Genomic DNA, 17,023 nt, shown 5'->3' with positions numbered 1-17,023 from the left:
AATGGCCTGGTCGAACATTTTCATCGCCTTTGCATAGTCTGCTTGGGCTGTAGTAGCGTTTGCGCGGTTTGGTTTGACTTTATACCAACCACTTTGACGAGAAAGCCTGCCATGGGCAATATTCACCATGGCTAACCCCCGATCGTAGTCAATTTCAGAAAAATGTTCGAGGGCTGCTTTAAAATGCAAAGTAGCCTTCTGTTCCTGCAAAGAGTTAGCGGCAATAATCCCTAGAACATTATTAGTTAGGCCCAGCTGCTTTGGGTTGCCTAAACGTTTAGCGATTTTTAGGGCAGTCTTGCTATGGGCAATTGCTTCTCGATTTTTCCCCTTAGCATGAAAGAGATAGGCTAAATTTGTTTTCGTAGAGGCCCGATCAAGGTCGGCTGCTTGAATGTTCTTAAGTTTATCTAAAGACCGTTTATAATAATCAATCGCCTGATCAAACTCTTCCTGTTGACGATAGGTCCACCCTATAGCATTCAAGGTTTTACCAAAGTCCTGTAAATACTGCTGTTGTTCCCAGAGAGAACATTGAGGAGAATCGAGTTCAGTCAGAAACCAGTTCAGACTCTGCTGGCCTATTTCTAGGGCAACAGCAAAATTATTTAGATGCGTATAGGTAAAGACTAAATTGGGGCATACCTGGCTTTGAATTATTTTGGAAAGCGGCTGGTCAAAGATATCTTCAAAGCCTTGCCTTGCTTCTTGATATTGACCCTTATCATAGGCTAACGTTGCCCATGCCAATGCCAGTTCTTGTTTTTCCTGGTTATTTAATTGATCCTTAAACTGTTGGACTTCTTCATTTAGTGCTTCTTTAAAGCCGTTGATATTGGCTTGCTTAAGTAGACTACGCCATCGCTCTAAGCCCTGGTCTTTATCGGCATAAAGCGCATAGTAAAGCTGTTCTAGTTGAAGACTTTGTTTAAATACCTGATTTTTCTCTGCTGTAATCAGATGGTCATAGTAGCTGACAGCTTTAGCACTCCATTTCTGTCGCAGACTGTTATTATGATCCAATGGCTGCAAAATATAGTCATTCACTAATCGCTGCATTTCATCGTGTAGCAAGCAGCTCTGGTGTTCACCGTTGGTATTGTAGTGAGATTTAACAAAGGAAAATTTAGAAACAGATTTAATCAAAGCTGAGGCATTTTCTAGCGATTCCCCTAATATTTCCACCAAAAGCCCAGCATCAAAGCGCCGTTTTAGCTGAGCCATGGCCAGAATGGTTTGATCTTCTGGATTACGGAGTTCACTGATGAGTTCAATCATCATCCGCTTAAACTCTTCTGGACTGTCTGCATCTAATTCTTCTGGTAGGCTGCCGTAGTTTAACCAATCAATGGTTAGTGCCACTAAAATCGGAGACCCTTGAGAGAGATTGGTAATGCGCTCGATAAATTCCTGGGTAATGCCGGGTGCGGATGGCGTTTGAAAAGACTGATCAAAGTAATGACCAATTTCTGTTGGAGATAAGCCTTGCAGTTTTAGGGGACTAATCTGGGGATGTTGACAATAGTCAGCAAGGGAGTTCCGACCCGCTGTGATCACTAAGGGCTTAAATTTTCCTTGTTGCTGCGGTCCAAGCTGGGGCAGCATTTCCTGAAAAAAACGCTGGATAGCTTGATTGGTAAGTTCGATGGTATCGAACAGTAAAATCACCTGATCAGTATCGAGGGTGTTATAACAGTCTAAAAAACTTGATCGTAAATGCGCAATATCGTCCTTAGTCGCTTGAAAGCTATAGTCTAAATCTTTAAAAAATGGAGCAAAGGGTTGGGCTTTAGACGCCGTGGTCAGCTGTGCTGCGATACTTCTTAGAATTCCTCGCTCAGTTTGATGGGAGGTCAGATATAGATCAATGGGATACTGGGTAATAAGGATACGCTGATTTGTAGAGCCTTGAGGTGCTTGGGCTAGCTCAACAAACTGCTTAAGTAATTGAGTTTTACCCATACCCCCATCGGCTTGGATGGAAAGCATCCACTGGGGATCAGGGTCGCTCAGAGAAGCCTTCATCATCTGGGTTAACCAGGCAAGCTCTTTTTCGCGACCCACAAAAATGATACGGCTGTAAATAGAATCTGACATAGACGTACTACACATGAGATAACACTCTGAGCAGATGCGTGTATCAACAGCGGGGTTACTGTTAGGTCCAAAAAACGCTGACCAGGTCAAGAATCGGCTATTTAAGCAGGGGGAATGCTAACTGTTAACCAAAAGGCCAGCTTATTATGACGATTTGTGGATAACAATTCCCCTAAAGGTCAAGGTTCAATTTAGTTAAGAAACATGTCTTGCTTTTGACAATGCCTAAAAACTGCCATGGAGATAATTTGTATCCGTTAACTTTATTTTGGCAATAATTGCGACAAGTACATTTGATATTGGCATCTACTAGAAATTTAGGAAATCGCAAAAACACCTGTTCATATGTTAGAACGCAAGCAAAAATTATTGCCCCTACTGGATAACCCCGATATCCTACGCCATAATTTGGCCATTGGTTATGGGTGAATACAAGCACCATCGGCCAATAGTCATTGCTATGGCAGGGCTTGTAGGGGCATCCCCTTGTGGGTGCCCTGGATACCTTTTACTGACGGCAACCATAGGTACGTGTGGGCCTGCCCCCGTCCTTTGATAGGAATACAGCCTCGGTCTTCAAATTGAAATTTTTCTTTGAGCAACTCATAGGTATCAGCACTGACCTGAATGCGATCTACTACCCCATGGGATTCCATACGACTGGCAATATTAACGGCGTCTCCCCATAGGTCATAGCTAAATTTCTTTTTACCGATGACACCAGCAACAACGGGGCCAGTATTAATCCCAATCCTCAACTTAAAGGGATGTTGTTTCACAGCCGCTTGCATATCAATGGCCATGGCCATGACAGCCTCGGCATGGTTGGTCATGGGTGCGGGCACACCACCTACCACCATGTAGGCATCGCCGATAGTTTTAATCTTTTCTAGACCATGGCGTTCCGCCAGAGCATCGAACACAGAAAAGATATCGTTAAGCTGGCAAACCAGATCGGTGGGGGCCGTGTGGGCTGCTAGCTGGGTAAAACCAACAATGTCGGCAAACAAGATGGTGACGTTTTCAAACCGGGAGGCAATGGCGGTGCGGTTGGAGAGATCGTTTTTGAGTCTGTTTGCGATCGCAACCGGCAACACATTACGCAACAATGCCTCTGTTTTCTCCTGCTCACCCCGCAGCGCCAATTCCGCTTGCTTACGCTCCTGCACTTCTTGAGAGATTTGACCAAACATCGAAGCAAACGCCTGAATAACCTCTCCAAGCTCATCCTGTTGAGCCTGCTTAAGACTTCTAAACTCAGCTAACTGGGGCTGATCAACCACATCTGCCGCTTGACATAAATCATCTCGTAACAACAGTAGCGGGTTAATCAACATCCGCTCCAGCATAAAAATCGTCACCAGGGTAACAAAAGCAGCAATAATAATAACAATAAAGAAAATTAGAGCCGAATACTGCACCATGTATCGCTTAACAGAGTTCGCATCATGGCGAATAACCAGTATGTAGCGATCCTGAAATTGTTTGCTGGGCCAGGCCACATCGTAACGGGTACCTGCATCTGTCAGCTGTGTTTCAATCTGGGTCAACCCAGTGGCTGGCACCCCTAACGAAGGCATTTCTCCAAACCCATCAATAAACTGTCCCGCCTCATCATAGAGGGCAGCCCCTAGAATAATTGAGTCAGTTTTTAAGACTGCCTGCGCCTCTACCAACAGTGATGTAGACAGCATATCTAGCATCGCGTTGGCCTTAATGGTGGCAATCACCTCTTGCGAGAGCGTCTCTAGCTCCCTCAGTTTGTCCGCCCGTCGCTGGCGATAGGACGGAATAAAAACTATAAATTCGATAACAACAAGGCTGAGAAAAATTGACGCAACAATTTTTCGAGACAAGCGAGATTTGAGTAACCCCAATGACGTCTGTAAAACACTAACCATGGTGACGGTCAACAACAACCACTCTAAATAGCTACCTACATAGATTTAATACCCATCGATAATGACAGACGCCCACTGATGTTATGGCCAACCCCATGCTGGGTCAGCCCCCCTAGGGGCCATCATACAAAGTTCCTAGGAGTCTATCCTGAAAATTAGCGAAGGATCCCATGAGCAGCCGCTTAGGTCTCCCAAAGATCCCTAATTAAACCCATGCGTTAGACTGATGGGAATTCACCCACGTTTTGAGAAATTAGGCAACCGCTATGACTCTTGCTGCTCCGCCACTGTCATCCCTACGCCTGCAGGAAATTCCTAATCAAACCTACCAGGCTGCCACTGATCGATTTGATGCCTCTTGGGCTGCTCCCCTGTCGACACTACTGGGCCTGGGTCGGGCGGCTGGAGCCGATTTCATTGAATTTTTTCTAGAGCGGCGCAACTACATTAGCTGCCTGGCCGAAGATGATGCTATCACAAGCATTTCCCCCAGTCTAACCACCGGTGCAGGGGTACGGGTTTTCAAAGGCAAAGCCGACTGCTACGTCAGCACTAATGATGTCAGCTTCCACGGCCTCAAAGCTGCCCTTGAAAAAGGGCTATCCATTATGGGGCTATTGCTACCCGCGAACTCCGCCTATGTGCCAGAAGTCACCCTGGAAATGTTCCGCGACTATGCTGCCACCAAGGAAAATTGGCTAGCTAACTGTAGCTCAATGCAGGTCATGGGCGATGTATTACTGGGGGCCAACGCCTCGGTAGAAAAGGTGGCCAAGCACCTCCAGGCAAGACGCACAGCCTACTTTAGAGATTGGCAAGAGGTCTTGGTGGCCAGTAGCGACGGCACCTTTGCCCGTGATATCCGCCTGACTCAGTCGGTGGGGGCCAACGTCCTCTGCGCCGACGGTGACCATCGCTCCTCCATTGGTCAGCGTTTGGGCAACACCAGCGACCCCAGCTTTCTAACCGCGTGGGACTATGGCACCACTGCCGAAGAACTGGCCGAGTCCGCAGGCAAAATGCTCTATGCCGACTATGTGGAATCGGGTAGCTATCCCATTATCATGGCCAACCACTTTGGCGGTGTGATCTTCCACGAAGCCTGTGGCCACCTGCTAGAGACTACGCAAATCGAGCGGGGCACCACACCTTTCATTGATAAGAAGGGCGAAAAGATTGCCCACGAAAATCTAACCGCCTGGGATGAAGGTCGTTCTAGCGAGTCCTTTGGCACCATCGATATGGATGATGAGGGCATGCCTGCCCAGCGCACCCTGTTGATTGAAAATGGTGTCCTTAAGAACTTCCTGTCTGATCGGGCAGGGGCTATGCGCACTGGCCACCCCCGCACTGGCAGTGGTCGTCGTCAGAACTATACGTTCTCCGCAGCATCTCGGATGCGTAACACCTTTATTGATACCGGTGACTACAGTCTGGATGACCTATTTGCATCAGTAGACAGGGGCATCTATTGCAAGAAAATGGGTGGCGGTAGCGTTGGTGCCACCGGTCAGTTTAACTTTGCAGTGGATGAAGCCTATTTAATTGAGAATGGCAAAGTCACTCGGCCCCTTAAGGGTGCCACCTTGATTGGTGAAGCCGTGGACATTATGCAAAAGATTTCCATGTGCTCCCAGGATTTGAGCTTAGCCCCTGGTTTCTGTGGCTCCATCAGCGGCAGCGTTTATGTGACCGTTGGTCAGCCTCACCTGAAGGTGGACAGCATCACAGTCGGTGGCCGGTAAACCACAAACCAGCCAGTAGGGTAGGCATTGCCACCGGCCAAACCCCCGATATCCCCGGAGGATGGGCAATGCCCCCCTCCCCACGCAATGACATTCTCTTCAAATATCTCGCTGTTATTGTTAACCCATGTCCAAAGTCATCGAAATTTCTTCTAACGCCCAAGCCATTGCCCAGCGTCTCGGCATCACCAAGTACGATATCTACGGTGCTACCACCGATAGCACCAGTGTGCAGGTGGATAAGGGCGAACCTAAACAAGTTAAAGCATCAAATCGGGCCAGCGTTACCGTACGTGTGTGGAACGACCAGGGCCGGTTGGGGGTTACCTCCACCACCGATGTGGATGAACGGGGTTTAGAACTAGCCTTAAAAACAGCGGCTGAAGCCAGCGCCTTTGGGGCCACTGAAAATATTCCTGATTTTAGTCCTGAAGCTACGGCTCCATTACCAGAGGTGGAGATTATCCTAGCTGATCCGGCTCCAGTGGGAACACTGATTGATCGGCTGGTGACCGCTGAACAGGCATTATTGAATGCCCATGATGCGATCGCAAGTGTCCCGTATAACGGCATCGCCCAAAACACAAGCGAAAACTTCTATGTGAACAGCGACGGTGCCCAACGTAGTGCTGAACGCACCTTCGCTTCCGTTTATCTGTACACCAAAACAGAACAAGAAGGCCGCAAACCCCGGTCTGGTCATGCCATGCGGGTGGGTGTAGGTCCCAACTCTCTTGATATCGACGGTTGTCTCAAGGAAGCAACAGATAAAACCCTTAGCCACTTAGACTATGAGAAAATTCAGTCAGGCAAATATCGCGTTGTCTTTTCACCCGATGCATTCTTAAGCCTAATTCGGGCTTTTGGCAACCTTTATAACGCTCAGAGTGTTCTCGACAAACGTAGTCTCTCCACTGCCGAGAGTCTCAATACCACCATTGCATCACCGCTGCTATCGGTTTACGATGACGCCCTGCATCCAGGCAATATTAGTTCCGAAACCTTTGATGGGGAAGGCACCCCCACTCGACGACTGCCCATTATTGAAAATGGTGTGCTGACTAACTTTCTACATAGTGCAGGTACCGCCAAACGCATGGGGGCTCAACCCACAGGTCACGCTAGCATCGGTGCCAAAGTCAGCGTCGGCAGTAATTTTCTCCATATTACCCAGGGACAACCAGCAAAACAAAATTATAGTCTGGAAGATGCTGATGATAATATCGTTCTAATTGACGACTTACAGGCACTTCACGCCGGGGTCAATGCACTGCAGGGCTCTTTCTCACTGCCCTTTGACGGTTGGCTCATCCAAAAAGGCAAACGCACAAGTATTGAATCTGCAACGGTTGCTGGAGATTTTCGTCAGCTACTGCAATCCATCATCTATGTCTCCCCCGACGAAAAAGTGACGCCTAGTGGTGTTGCTCCTCATGTATGGATTGATGAATTATCGATCACAGGGGAATAACAGTAGAACCATGGTTGATCAGTGGTTGATCAGTCTCTAAGTCAGCCATGCAAAACAATACTGGCTTAATTACGTATTTCCTAGCGCATACTCGGTATCAACACGCCATGGGCTAGGAAATATCAACACACTATTCACACGGCGGATGTTTTCACTTTAAAGACGCTTCATTTTTTCTAGATTAAGGCAGCATTGTACGCTATTGGATAAGAGATATACTTACCCATATTGTAAGAATGACAAGCCTTACAGGTTCATCTCTAGCATCTGACCTACCTGATTTTCATAAATATGGTTTTCAACTTGAGTCTGAGCTGGGTGTCAATCGAGCTGGGGGACGAGTTACCTATTCAGCTACTCATCTAAAAACTAAACGGCGAGTAGTTATTAAACAATTTCAATTTGCTAAGTCTTCTGATTGGCAAGGGTATGACGCACTACTCCAGGAAGGGCAAGTTCTCAAAAGCCTCAAACATCCAGGCATTCCCAGGTATCTGGGAGCATTTAAAGCCGAAGAAGGCTTTTGCATGGTGCAAGAGTATAAACATGCCAAAAGCTTAGCGGAGCCCCGTAGTTTTAGCCCCGACGCAATTCGTCAAATCGCCGTCTCCTGTTTAGAAATTCTGGCCTATTTACAAAGTCGAATCCCACCCATTATCCATCGCGATTTTAAGCCTGCAAACATTCTGGTCAGCGATAACTTAAAGGTCTACCTCGTAGATTTTGGCTTTGCGCGCATTGGTGATGGTGAAGTTGGCATGAGCAGCGTTGTTAAAGGAACGCTAGGATTCATGCCGCCGGAGCAAATTTTTAACCGGCAGCTTACCGAAGCCTCAGATCTGTATGGGTTAGGAATGACCCTGATCTGTCTGCTGACCAACACACCCGCCCATCACGTAGGGAAATTAGTCGATGTCACTTACCAGGTTGATTTTAGTCAGTTCAAAGCCTATTTAAGCCCCCAATGGATAACGTGGCTCGAAAAAATGGTCCAGCCGCGTCTGAGCGATCGCTTCGAAAACGCCAGTGACGCCCTGGACAATATCCCAGAACATGGTCTACGCCAACCCCAGGCAAAGTTTAGCCAATCCACTATCAACCTGGTCGCCACAGACCGGGGAGAGCTATTAACAACGGCAATCACATTAAACAATTCTGTCCCCGAAACCACCTTAACGGGGCATTGGCAGGTTGCACCCCACAGCAGTGACCCCAATTTTGATAACGCTTACCATAGCTGGATTCAATTCTCCCCAACTGAGTTCCATGGCAATGACATCACAACTCAGCTTCAGATTGATACGAGTCAGTTAATGTCGGGGCAAACCTATCAGCGCAATCTATTACTGAGAAGCAATGCCCAAGAAGCAATTTATTCCCTTAATTTAAATGTGCAAACGGCCCCCATGCCGCTACTGAAGCCCCAAGGATCACCCTATCCATCACTGCTAGTTTTATTAGCAACCTGTTGGGTAACGGTTTGGGTTTTAGCGGCACTGGCCCCAGAGTATGAAGTGATTACATCGGGCATTAGAAACGTACTGATACTACTGGCACTCTTCGGCAATAGCCTGGGGATGCAAATCGGTGGTTGGCTGCTACATGAAGTCAGTCTTAAATCCCCAGCAGCTCGCATTATTACAATCGCAGGAGCCATCGCGGTCGCCTTGGTGGCACCGCTATGTCTATTGCTAGACATCACCGCTACCGACTACGTTACCTCCGCTATCACTGTGGGTCTTGGCATCATCAGCGGCAGTGTCATTGGGGTGATCGATGGTCTAACCATCGACCGTTTTTGGCAACGGGGCTTTCAACCCAAATTTTCCCTTGGGTTAACCTTACTAACCGGGTTATTGGGCACCAGCCTAGGTCTGATCCAGGGTCTGGCCCTTAGCGGTCCTTGGATTACGTTCGGATTAATTGCTAACGTGATTGCCATCGGCACTATGCTGACCTATATGCCTATCCAGCAAGCCAAGGCTATTGCCCTGTATCGTCGTAATGTGGAACGGAGTCTTATTCGTCCTTAGGCTCTAGGATAGACATGCATTGCCCATCAACAATAATTGCTCGTCAACAATATCTATCAATCACTCCTCATAAAATTAACTGCGCATTTTGAATTTAAAGGGGTAGCATTGGGATGTTCCATTGGAAAACGCTGTTAAATTGTGCCGTCAGCATTGGCATCAGATTTAGAGGGATTTTAGGATGACTCTTCGAAAACTAACACCGTTCATCGTATTCGGACTGCTTACAGTCGCAGGCAAGGCTTCGGCCCATATGGTTGAGACTAACTACTTTCTTGACCAGTTTTCGAACGAGCAATCCCAGCAGGTTTTAAGAATGCAGAGCACCTTTAGCAACGGTGCGCCACTTAAGGGCGCTAAGGTGAACGTGTATTCTCCCAATAATCCGATCAAACCCTGGACCCAGGGCGTTACTGACCAGGAAGGTCGGTTTAGCTTTAGCCCTGACCAAACCCTCACAGGTGACTGGGAAGTGATCATCCGTCAGCAGGGTCACGGCGATATTTTGACAGTCCCCGTCAATGAAACTGGCGTGACCACAGAACTGATTAGCGATATCGGTGACACCGATATCCACTACGGCGGTACCTCTTATATTGGCTGGGCCCTATCGTTGGGAACGCTAGTTACCTTAGGTCTTTGGCGACGCTTTCGGAAATAATTAAGCAAACTTCTACAGAATCAGGCAAACCAGTCGATCTGAGTCTAGATCGGCTGGTTTTTTAATGAATCTATAATGTGGAAACCCTGGTTGATCGCCCCTAACACATGGGAGCTTGCACAAGGCAAATCCCCGACAAGATACGCTGTCAGCAATCACTGATGGTGTGAACTATGGGGACCAATCTATAGTTAGGACAGCTTACAGATATACTCTTGTAGCTCTGCCAAATCTGTGTAGTGGTCAGCCAGATCAATTAAGGTATCGCTCGTCATCGATTGTAGGCTCACCAACTCTACCCGCACACCACGATAGCTCAGGGCATCTACCGCATAGGTTAAATGACCATCACCGCTCAATAAGGTGATGGTGTCGCAACTGTCAGCCAGACGTAGCATATCCACCGCCATTTCCACATGTAGATTGGCTCGACGGGAGCCATCAGCGACCTGGGCTAAATCTTTACTAATGACTCGATACCCATTGCGGTTAAGCCATAATAAGAAGCCACGCTGCTTTTCATTTTTAGGGTCTACACCGGTATAGAAGTAAGATCGCAGCAACTGCCGCTTGCCCACTAGCGCATTGAGCAACCGAACGTAGTCAACTTCAATCCCCAGATAAGAGGCGGAATAAAATAAGTTTGCGCCGTCAATTAAGACGGCCATGCGATCGCAACTAGCAGCAACATGATTGCCCGTATAGGGAGCAAACAATGTGCCATCTATGGGCGACAGCTTAAGATCCCCTCCTCGTGCCATACGACCGTTTGAGCCATGGGAAGAATGAGTCGCCCCATTGTGTTCAATATTATTTTCCATAAAGTTGATTGAAGCTGATATGCCGCAACATGCAGACTGGTTATATTGAGAATAGTATGAAATATTAATTATTTCTTAAGGTTTTATCCAGACTTTATAAAGTGCATTTGGATTTGAGCAGCTTCAAACTCTCAGAGAGACATCCCGTGAGCATCGGGCCGAAGGATTAATTTGAAATTGGTTTTGAGGGAATCGCCCAGTCTAAGCGACACAAATCAGGGATTTCTGTCCGATTTCCTCGTATTTTACGCTGGCAGCATGATAAACCCATTGCAGAACAAGAGAAGCTAATTTATAGTTTGCTACTCGATAGCATTTGTTTCAGATTGGGTCATTCCGCCAATCAGTAAAGGCTTTCCGGTAGGATGCCAATATTTAAGACATCGATTCTTGGCAAACGCTCATATCTTAAAGCTATGAACGAACCTTCTGACAAGGCAATGAACCCTGCAGACAGTAATGAACAGCAAGAAAACGCTGAAACGGATGAAAATAATGTCGTTCAGCTAGTTGATCAACTCATCAGGGCCAAGCGTATTACCTACACCCAATATCAATCCCTTTCAAAAATGGTCTTGGCCGATGGCACCGTCGATGAGCAAGAACGCCGTCAAATTAATCGCCTATTCGATGCCATTCAAGCAGGGGGCATACGTATTGTGGAATAGAAACTCTGTGGAATATTGGCATAGGCGTTAGCCAAAAATAGCCGCATCGGAGTTTTGTTGAAAAATATGCTCGTAGTCAAATTGCAACGCATTTTGATGACGCATCACAATGGCCCCCAAATGACTAATCTGTTTGGGGGAGAAGCTTGCCATCACTAGCGCCACCGTTTGTCCAGGCTTCAGCTGAGGGATACGGATAAAATATTCGCGACGGGCAAAAAAGCGATTTTCATCCTTAGGCACAATTACACCATTTAGGCGATGGGCTCGCTGCACCGGTCGAATATACAGGTTAAAAAAGTCTTCTTGATTGGGCTGCAACCCATAAAACCGCTCGTGCTGCTCCCAACTCATACTAAACAGCAATATGAGTAGCTCAAATCCAAGGATGTAGGTGAGGACGCGATTGTGTTCCTGGCCATCTATCATCAGCCGAATGGCAGATTCCAGGTAGGCTTCACCCTCATGATGACGCGCCTGGGCAGTGTGGACATAATACTGACGCACATAGCGCCGCAGGACACTTTCAGTCAGCTTGGTCTCAATATGAAAACGCTGTAGATGATGATAAATGCGCTGCGTCGTATCGCGATCGTGAATGATGCGCGAAATCACACCATCAGCTGTGTACTCATCCAAGAACTGTATCTGCTCCTCCAGTGGAGTCGCACACATCACATGGCATAGGGACAACACGTAGCGGCGTTGTACCCAGGGCAACCCTAATAACCACTGTTGAGCTTCTGGAGGCAGAGATTGAATTAATTGTTTTGTTTGGGGGCCATTAATCGCAGACATGCGACCTGTAATTTACCGGTTTGCATCACACAGTGCACTGACATTTTCAGGAAGTTTGACCTGAACAACCTGGTTTAGGCCTGTTCAGGACTACAGATAAGTAAGCAGACGATCAGGAAACTTTTGTGTTCCGTCTAATCGCTATACCGCTCTTCGGCCCAAGGTTCACCTCGTTTGTGATAGCCATTTCGTTCCCAAAAACCAAGCACTGGCTCTACAGAAAACTCTAGACCACTGAGCCACTTAGCACTTTTCCAAGCATAAAGATGGGGGACAACTAATCGCAGGGGTCCGCCGTGCTGCGAGGGTAAAGGCTGGCCTTCCAGGGTATGGGCCAGGAAATTTTCAGGTCGGGCAAAATCTGCCATGGCTACATTTGTAGTGTAACCGCCGTAGCAGTGGGCCATCACATGGGCGGCCCGCCCATCCACCTCAACCGTCGATAATAAATCCATAACGTTGACACCAGTCCACGTCACATCTAGCTTGCTCCAGGTCGTTACACAGTGAAAATCCGCAGTGAACTGGTGCTGCGGTAATGCCATTAAATCGGCCCAACGTAAGGTTTTAGCGGTGACTAAACCCGATAGATTTAGCTGCCACTCGTCCTGGGTCACCTCTGGCGTAGGTCCATAGGTCAACACAGGAAACCCTTTAGCTAAATGCTGACCTGGAGGTACACGATCAGCAACGTCAGGACCGGGCTTTTCAAAGAACTTCATAGGAGCTGCCTTAGTAAGGATGCTGCACGGGAGGTTGGGCTATGCAAAAACTGAGCTATGCAAAAACTGAGCCATGCAAAAACTTGGCTATTTAATTGTAGGGTGGCGGGGAGCAGATTGTAGGGTGGCGGGGAGCAGCCCCCCATCACGATCAGCCAAAATTAAATGTAGCTTTTCAAGTTATTACAACTCTTTACACCTGGATCCCGTTTTCTGGCAGACTCGGATATGTAGCTATTATCTGAAACGTTGACCGGGCACGAGTTTTCGCAGTTAATTACGGTGTAGCCCAGCTCTACACAAGCTCTAAGAAAGTTGAAGCCATTTATGCATAGCTCTCATAAACGGTCAAAGTTGGCTAGATCAAAGCGTTGCCGTTCTAAACGGTGGAGTGTACCAAAGTTTTCAAATAGAGGAAGGTATTGCCAAATCCATGATTAACAACACTTTGTTTCGCCCTACAGCAATAAAGGCTAACAGAAAGAAATTTAATCCTGAGGGTTTTGATTTAGCTGTAGCTCTGAAGAAAAAAAAGGCAGCTGAAGCAGCAAAAGCGGCAACTCCTCCAACAGCTGATTTTGACGTTCAAAAAAACTATTTAAGTCCTTTCTCAGACAGTCAACCTGTAGAGCTCATCGGCACAACATCCGTTACAGATTTAGATGTTGTTATCCGCGCTGCCTATAAGCAGGTATTTGGTAATGCTCATTTAATGGAAAGTGAGCGCTCTGCGATCTCAGAATCTCAACTGCGTAGAGGCGAAATCACCGTGCTGGAGTTTGTGCGTCAGCTAGCCAAGTCCGATCGCTACCGCGCCGTATTTTTTGAAAACTGCCCCAACATCAGAGCGGTCGAATTAAACTTCAAGCATTTGCTGGGTCGGGCTCCTGAGAATAACGCAGAGATTTCTGAGCACATTCAAACCCTGGCTGAAGATGGCTTTGAGGCCGAGATTGATTCCTACCTGGATAGCGACGAATACTTCCAGGCGTTTGGTACAGATTTAGTGCCCTACTATCGCGGTCATAAGACCCAAACAGGCAAGTCTGTATCTGGCTTTACCCACTCTGCTCAGCTGGTCAAGGGAGCCTCTAGCAGCGATAAATCCATTGAGAGCAACACCACACCTCAAATCCAGTCAGGTTTGCTAAGTGGCACACCGACTGAAATTAAGCCCCTAGCAACACTCCCCTTCTCCACACCTGTTATTCCAGAACAGGAATACCAGCAGCCTCAGCAGCAACTCACCAAAGCAGACTTTATTCCTGTCTATAAGTCAGCTGCCTTTTTATCGGAGCCGATCACGCCCAATGAATGGGTTAAACAGTACAACGCTAAGCAGGCGGCGGCCACATTCCCAGCCTCTCGGGCTAGCCAGCCAGTTAAGTTGTCCCCCGGTGCCTCTGGTGAAGATGTTGAAATTGTTATCCGAGCTGCCTATAAGCAGGTGTTTGGTAACGTTCACCTGATGGAAAGCCAGCGCATGGTGACGGCTGAGTCCCAGTTCAAGGATGGGGCTTTGACGGTTAAAGAATTCATCCGGGCCTTAGCTAAGTCTGACGCCTATCGTTCTCTATTCTTTGAGAACTGTTCAAATGTTCGTGCCATCGAGCTGAACTTCAAGCATTTGCTAGGCCGGGCTCCTGATAATTTCAAGGAAGTGTCTAAGCATCTTGGCATCCTGGCGGAAGGCGGTCTCGAAGCTGAAATTGATTCGTACTTTGATAGTGCGGAGTATGACGAAAACTTTGGTAAAGATACCGTTCCTTACTATGTAGCCTACGCCACCCAGACAGGTAAGAATGTTGCTGGTTACAACCGCATCTTTGATCTGATTAAGGGTCTTTCCAGCAGCGATCGCTCGGTTTCTGAGTCCATAAAAGCGAGTCAGAAATCCCAACTGCAAACAGCCCTAACCAAGACCTTCGAATCCAAGCAAGAAAACGTTTTCAATCCTAAGGGGTTCCAATTAGCCCAGGCCATTGGTACGCCCATCTTTGTTTCTAAACAGGATGTGGGGACGTCTTCTATCATCGGAGCCTATACTGACTCATTTGCTGAACAACAACCAGTTGAACTGATAGCGGGTGATAGTACTGCTCAAATCGATATAGTGATTGAAGCAGCTTACAGACAGGTGTTTGGTAACGCCCATCTAATGGAAAGCGAGCGCTTCCCCATCGCTGAGTCACAGCTACGCAACGGTGACATTACTGTCTTGGAATTTGTTCGGGCTTTAGCAAAGTCAGATAGATATCGCACCCTATTCTATGAGCGTTGCACTAACTTAAAAGCAGTGGAGCTGAACTTTAAGCACTTGCTGGGCCGAGCACCCGAGAGTGGTGCAGAGATCTCGCGTCATATTCAAATCTTGGCTGAGGAAGGATTTTACGCTGAAATTGACGCCTACCTGGATAGCGACGAGTACTTTGAAACCTTTGGGGCCAACATCGTTCCTTACTTCCGTGGCTACCAAACCCAAACTGGGAAAGGAATGGCCAGCTATACCCATTCCTTCCAGTTATTACGTGGTGCCTCCAGCAGCGATAAGCAACTGAGCCAGTATGGTAGTGCTGCCGTTGATCAGTCCATTCTCAAAAACCAGTCCAGCCGTATTCCTGATATCTCCGAGCAGACTGTTCCGGTAGCCGATATTCGTCCTAAGACTCAGCCCGCTGCTCCAGTCATAACCCCTGATTATTCCTTTAACCTGGAGGCCACAAGCCCTCTAGCTTCAGTTGAACGTACGTCCATTTGGCAAGGGCAATACAACGCTCTGGCGAATCAGGATCCCATCAAACTCAACGCCGGTGCATCGGATGAAGATTTGAATCTGGCGATTAGCGCTATCTATAAGCAGGTGTTGGGCAATGCCCACATCATGGAGAGCGAGCGGTTGGCTAGTGCAGAATCCCAACTGCGCAACGGTGACTTAACCGTACGCGGCTTTGTGCGTGTATTGGCTAAGTCAGACCTATATAAGTCTCGCTTTATTGATAATGCCCCCCGTTATCGCTGCCATGAGTTGAACTTTAAGCATCTGTTAGGACGGGCTCCTGAAAGCTATGACGAGACTGTTTATCACAGTGCCGTCGTGGACAACCAGGGTTACGATGCTGACATTGATGCTTACATCGACAGTGAGGAATATCAAACTGCTTTTGGTGAGAATACAGTTCCTTACTACCGTGGCTATAAAACCCAGACGGGTAAGCGTCTGTTAGGCTACGTCAACATGTTCGATATGCTCACCAGCGTTTCCACCAGTGACAAGGCAGGCTCCAACAAAGCTCGGGTCGAGAAGCGTCTCTCCTACGAAAACCCTGCTAAGGTTCAGCCGGTCACCGATGGCAATCTGTTGATTCAGAAAATGTTTGGTCTGATCTAGTAGCGCCCAATCAAAAATCGTAGCGGCGGTTAAGTCGTGACTGAGCCATGGCCTTCCAGATGCCTAGTTTTAGGCATCTGGAAGGTTTTTAATATGTAAGCAAACCTAACCACTGAGGCAAACTGACCACTGGCAAGGGATGTTTTGGCCGTAGATCTAAAATGGAAATAGAGGTGCCCCTGTAACGTTACGTGCAATGCACATTGAGGCCACTATGACACGCCCAAAATGGCTGAGGCTAGGAATTTTAGGGATGCTCTGTGCGATCGCATCCCCGCTTGTCGTTCCCCCACTGGCTGAAGCAAATCAGATTATCATTCGCACCGACCACCACGGGCACCATCGATATCCTATTTACGAACGGCGATACCCTGCAAGAGACGATGTAACCGTAGAATTTATTGCTCGGGGCGACGAATGGGCCAATGTGTACGTTGACGGTCGTCGCATTTTTTCACCCCGCAATGCCAATCGCCGTAAGCGCTTCAACTTCAGAGAAGGGGCCTACGAAATCAAAATTACCGGTGCCGATTATTTTGATATCTGGGCAGAAGGCTATTTAGATGTGGGTCGCGATGATACCAACATTATTGTCGTCAGCTTTTCAGAAAGAGGCGTAAGGGTTTCCGGCGATCCCTATGCTTGGATTCCAATCTCCACAGAGCGCAGCTCCTCAAGGCGTCATCGTCGCTAATAGTTTGTCAAGCTCAAAATTCGA

The 17,023-nt window shown here is 47.6% G+C and carries 12 protein-coding genes and 1 pseudogene; 8 read left to right on the top strand and 5 right to left on the bottom strand.

Features of this window, described 5'->3' with window-relative positions; genetic code table 11:
• The coding region (locus tag DXZ20_RS37470) for a tetratricopeptide repeat protein (RefSeq protein WP_250565766.1) at positions 1-2,097 on the bottom strand (2,097 nt) is incomplete at its 3' end.
• Positions 2,098-2,555: 458 nt separating this feature from the next.
• Positions 2,556-3,998, bottom strand: a complete 1,443-nt coding sequence (locus DXZ20_RS15235; protein ID WP_163699038.1) for an adenylate/guanylate cyclase domain-containing protein — start codon at positions 3,996-3,998, stop codon at positions 2,556-2,558.
• A 266-nt stretch (positions 3,999-4,264) separates the two neighbouring features.
• Between DXZ20_RS15235 and DXZ20_RS15230 the strand changes: the two genes are divergently transcribed.
• The 4 genes from DXZ20_RS15230 (at position 4,265) to DXZ20_RS15215 (ending at position 9,908) form a co-directional block, all read left to right on the top strand.
• Positions 4,265-5,743, top strand: a complete 1,479-nt coding sequence (locus DXZ20_RS15230) for a TldD/PmbA family protein (protein WP_163667508.1) — start codon at positions 4,265-4,267, stop codon at positions 5,741-5,743.
• A gap of 127 nt (positions 5,744-5,870) precedes the next feature.
• Positions 5,871-7,214, top strand: a complete 1,344-nt coding sequence (locus tag DXZ20_RS15225; protein ID WP_163667505.1) for a TldD/PmbA family protein — start codon at positions 5,871-5,873, stop codon at positions 7,212-7,214.
• Between the two features lie 236 nt (positions 7,215-7,450).
• Positions 7,451-9,247 (top strand): serine/threonine protein kinase, encoded by a 1,797-nt coding sequence (locus tag DXZ20_RS15220; RefSeq protein ID WP_163699037.1) that lies wholly within the window; start codon positions 7,451-7,453, stop codon positions 9,245-9,247.
• A gap of 181 nt (positions 9,248-9,428) precedes the next feature.
• On the top strand, positions 9,429-9,908 hold the full coding sequence (locus DXZ20_RS15215; protein WP_163667500.1) for a DUF4198 domain-containing protein: 480 nt from the start codon (positions 9,429-9,431) through the stop codon (positions 9,906-9,908).
• A 191-nt stretch (positions 9,909-10,099) separates the two neighbouring features.
• Here the strand turns inward: DXZ20_RS15215 and DXZ20_RS15210 are convergent, their stop codons facing one another.
• Positions 10,100-10,729, bottom strand: a complete 630-nt coding sequence (locus tag DXZ20_RS15210) for a LabA-like NYN domain-containing protein (RefSeq protein WP_163667497.1) — start codon at positions 10,727-10,729, stop codon at positions 10,100-10,102.
• 170 nt (positions 10,730-10,899) lie between these two features.
• Between DXZ20_RS15210 and DXZ20_RS37465 the strand changes: the two are divergent.
• A pseudogene (locus DXZ20_RS37465) lies at positions 10,900-11,079 on the top strand (hypothetical protein); the annotation flags it as partial.
• A 66-nt stretch (positions 11,080-11,145) separates the two neighbouring features.
• On the top strand, positions 11,146-11,397 hold the full coding sequence (locus tag DXZ20_RS15205) for a hypothetical protein (protein WP_163661787.1): 252 nt from the start codon (positions 11,146-11,148) through the stop codon (positions 11,395-11,397).
• 27 nt (positions 11,398-11,424) lie between these two features.
• On the opposite strand, the gene DXZ20_RS15200 is transcribed toward DXZ20_RS15205, so the two are convergent.
• Both DXZ20_RS15200 and DXZ20_RS15195 read right to left on the bottom strand, forming a co-directional pair.
• A complete protein-coding gene (locus DXZ20_RS15200) occupies positions 11,425-12,195 on the bottom strand; it encodes a cobyrinic acid a,c-diamide synthase (protein WP_163667493.1) in 771 nt (256 codons plus the stop codon).
• 134 nt (positions 12,196-12,329) lie between these two features.
• Positions 12,330-12,917: a sulfite oxidase-like oxidoreductase gene (locus DXZ20_RS15195; protein ID WP_163699035.1), complete on the bottom strand. Its 588-nt coding sequence runs from the start codon at positions 12,915-12,917 to the stop codon at positions 12,330-12,332.
• Between the two features lie 433 nt (positions 12,918-13,350).
• Between DXZ20_RS15195 and DXZ20_RS15190 the strand changes: the two genes are divergently transcribed.
• Positions 13,351-16,305, top strand: coding sequence for a phycobilisome rod-core linker polypeptide (locus tag DXZ20_RS15190; RefSeq protein ID WP_163699033.1), 2,955 nt, complete (start codon positions 13,351-13,353; stop codon positions 16,303-16,305).
• Positions 16,306-16,519: 214 nt separating this feature from the next.
• Positions 16,520-16,999, top strand: coding sequence for a hypothetical protein (locus tag DXZ20_RS15185; RefSeq protein WP_163699031.1), 480 nt, complete (start codon positions 16,520-16,522; stop codon positions 16,997-16,999).
• Positions 17,000-17,023: the final 24 nt, after the last annotated feature.

The organism is Adonisia turfae CCMR0081, assembly GCF_011009555.1.
Classification (GTDB): domain Bacteria; phylum Cyanobacteriota; class Cyanobacteriia; order Phormidesmidales; family Phormidesmidaceae; genus Leptothoe; species Leptothoe turfae.
Note: the sequence above shows the minus strand (reverse complement) of the source record. Positions and strands in the feature narration are given on the sequence as shown.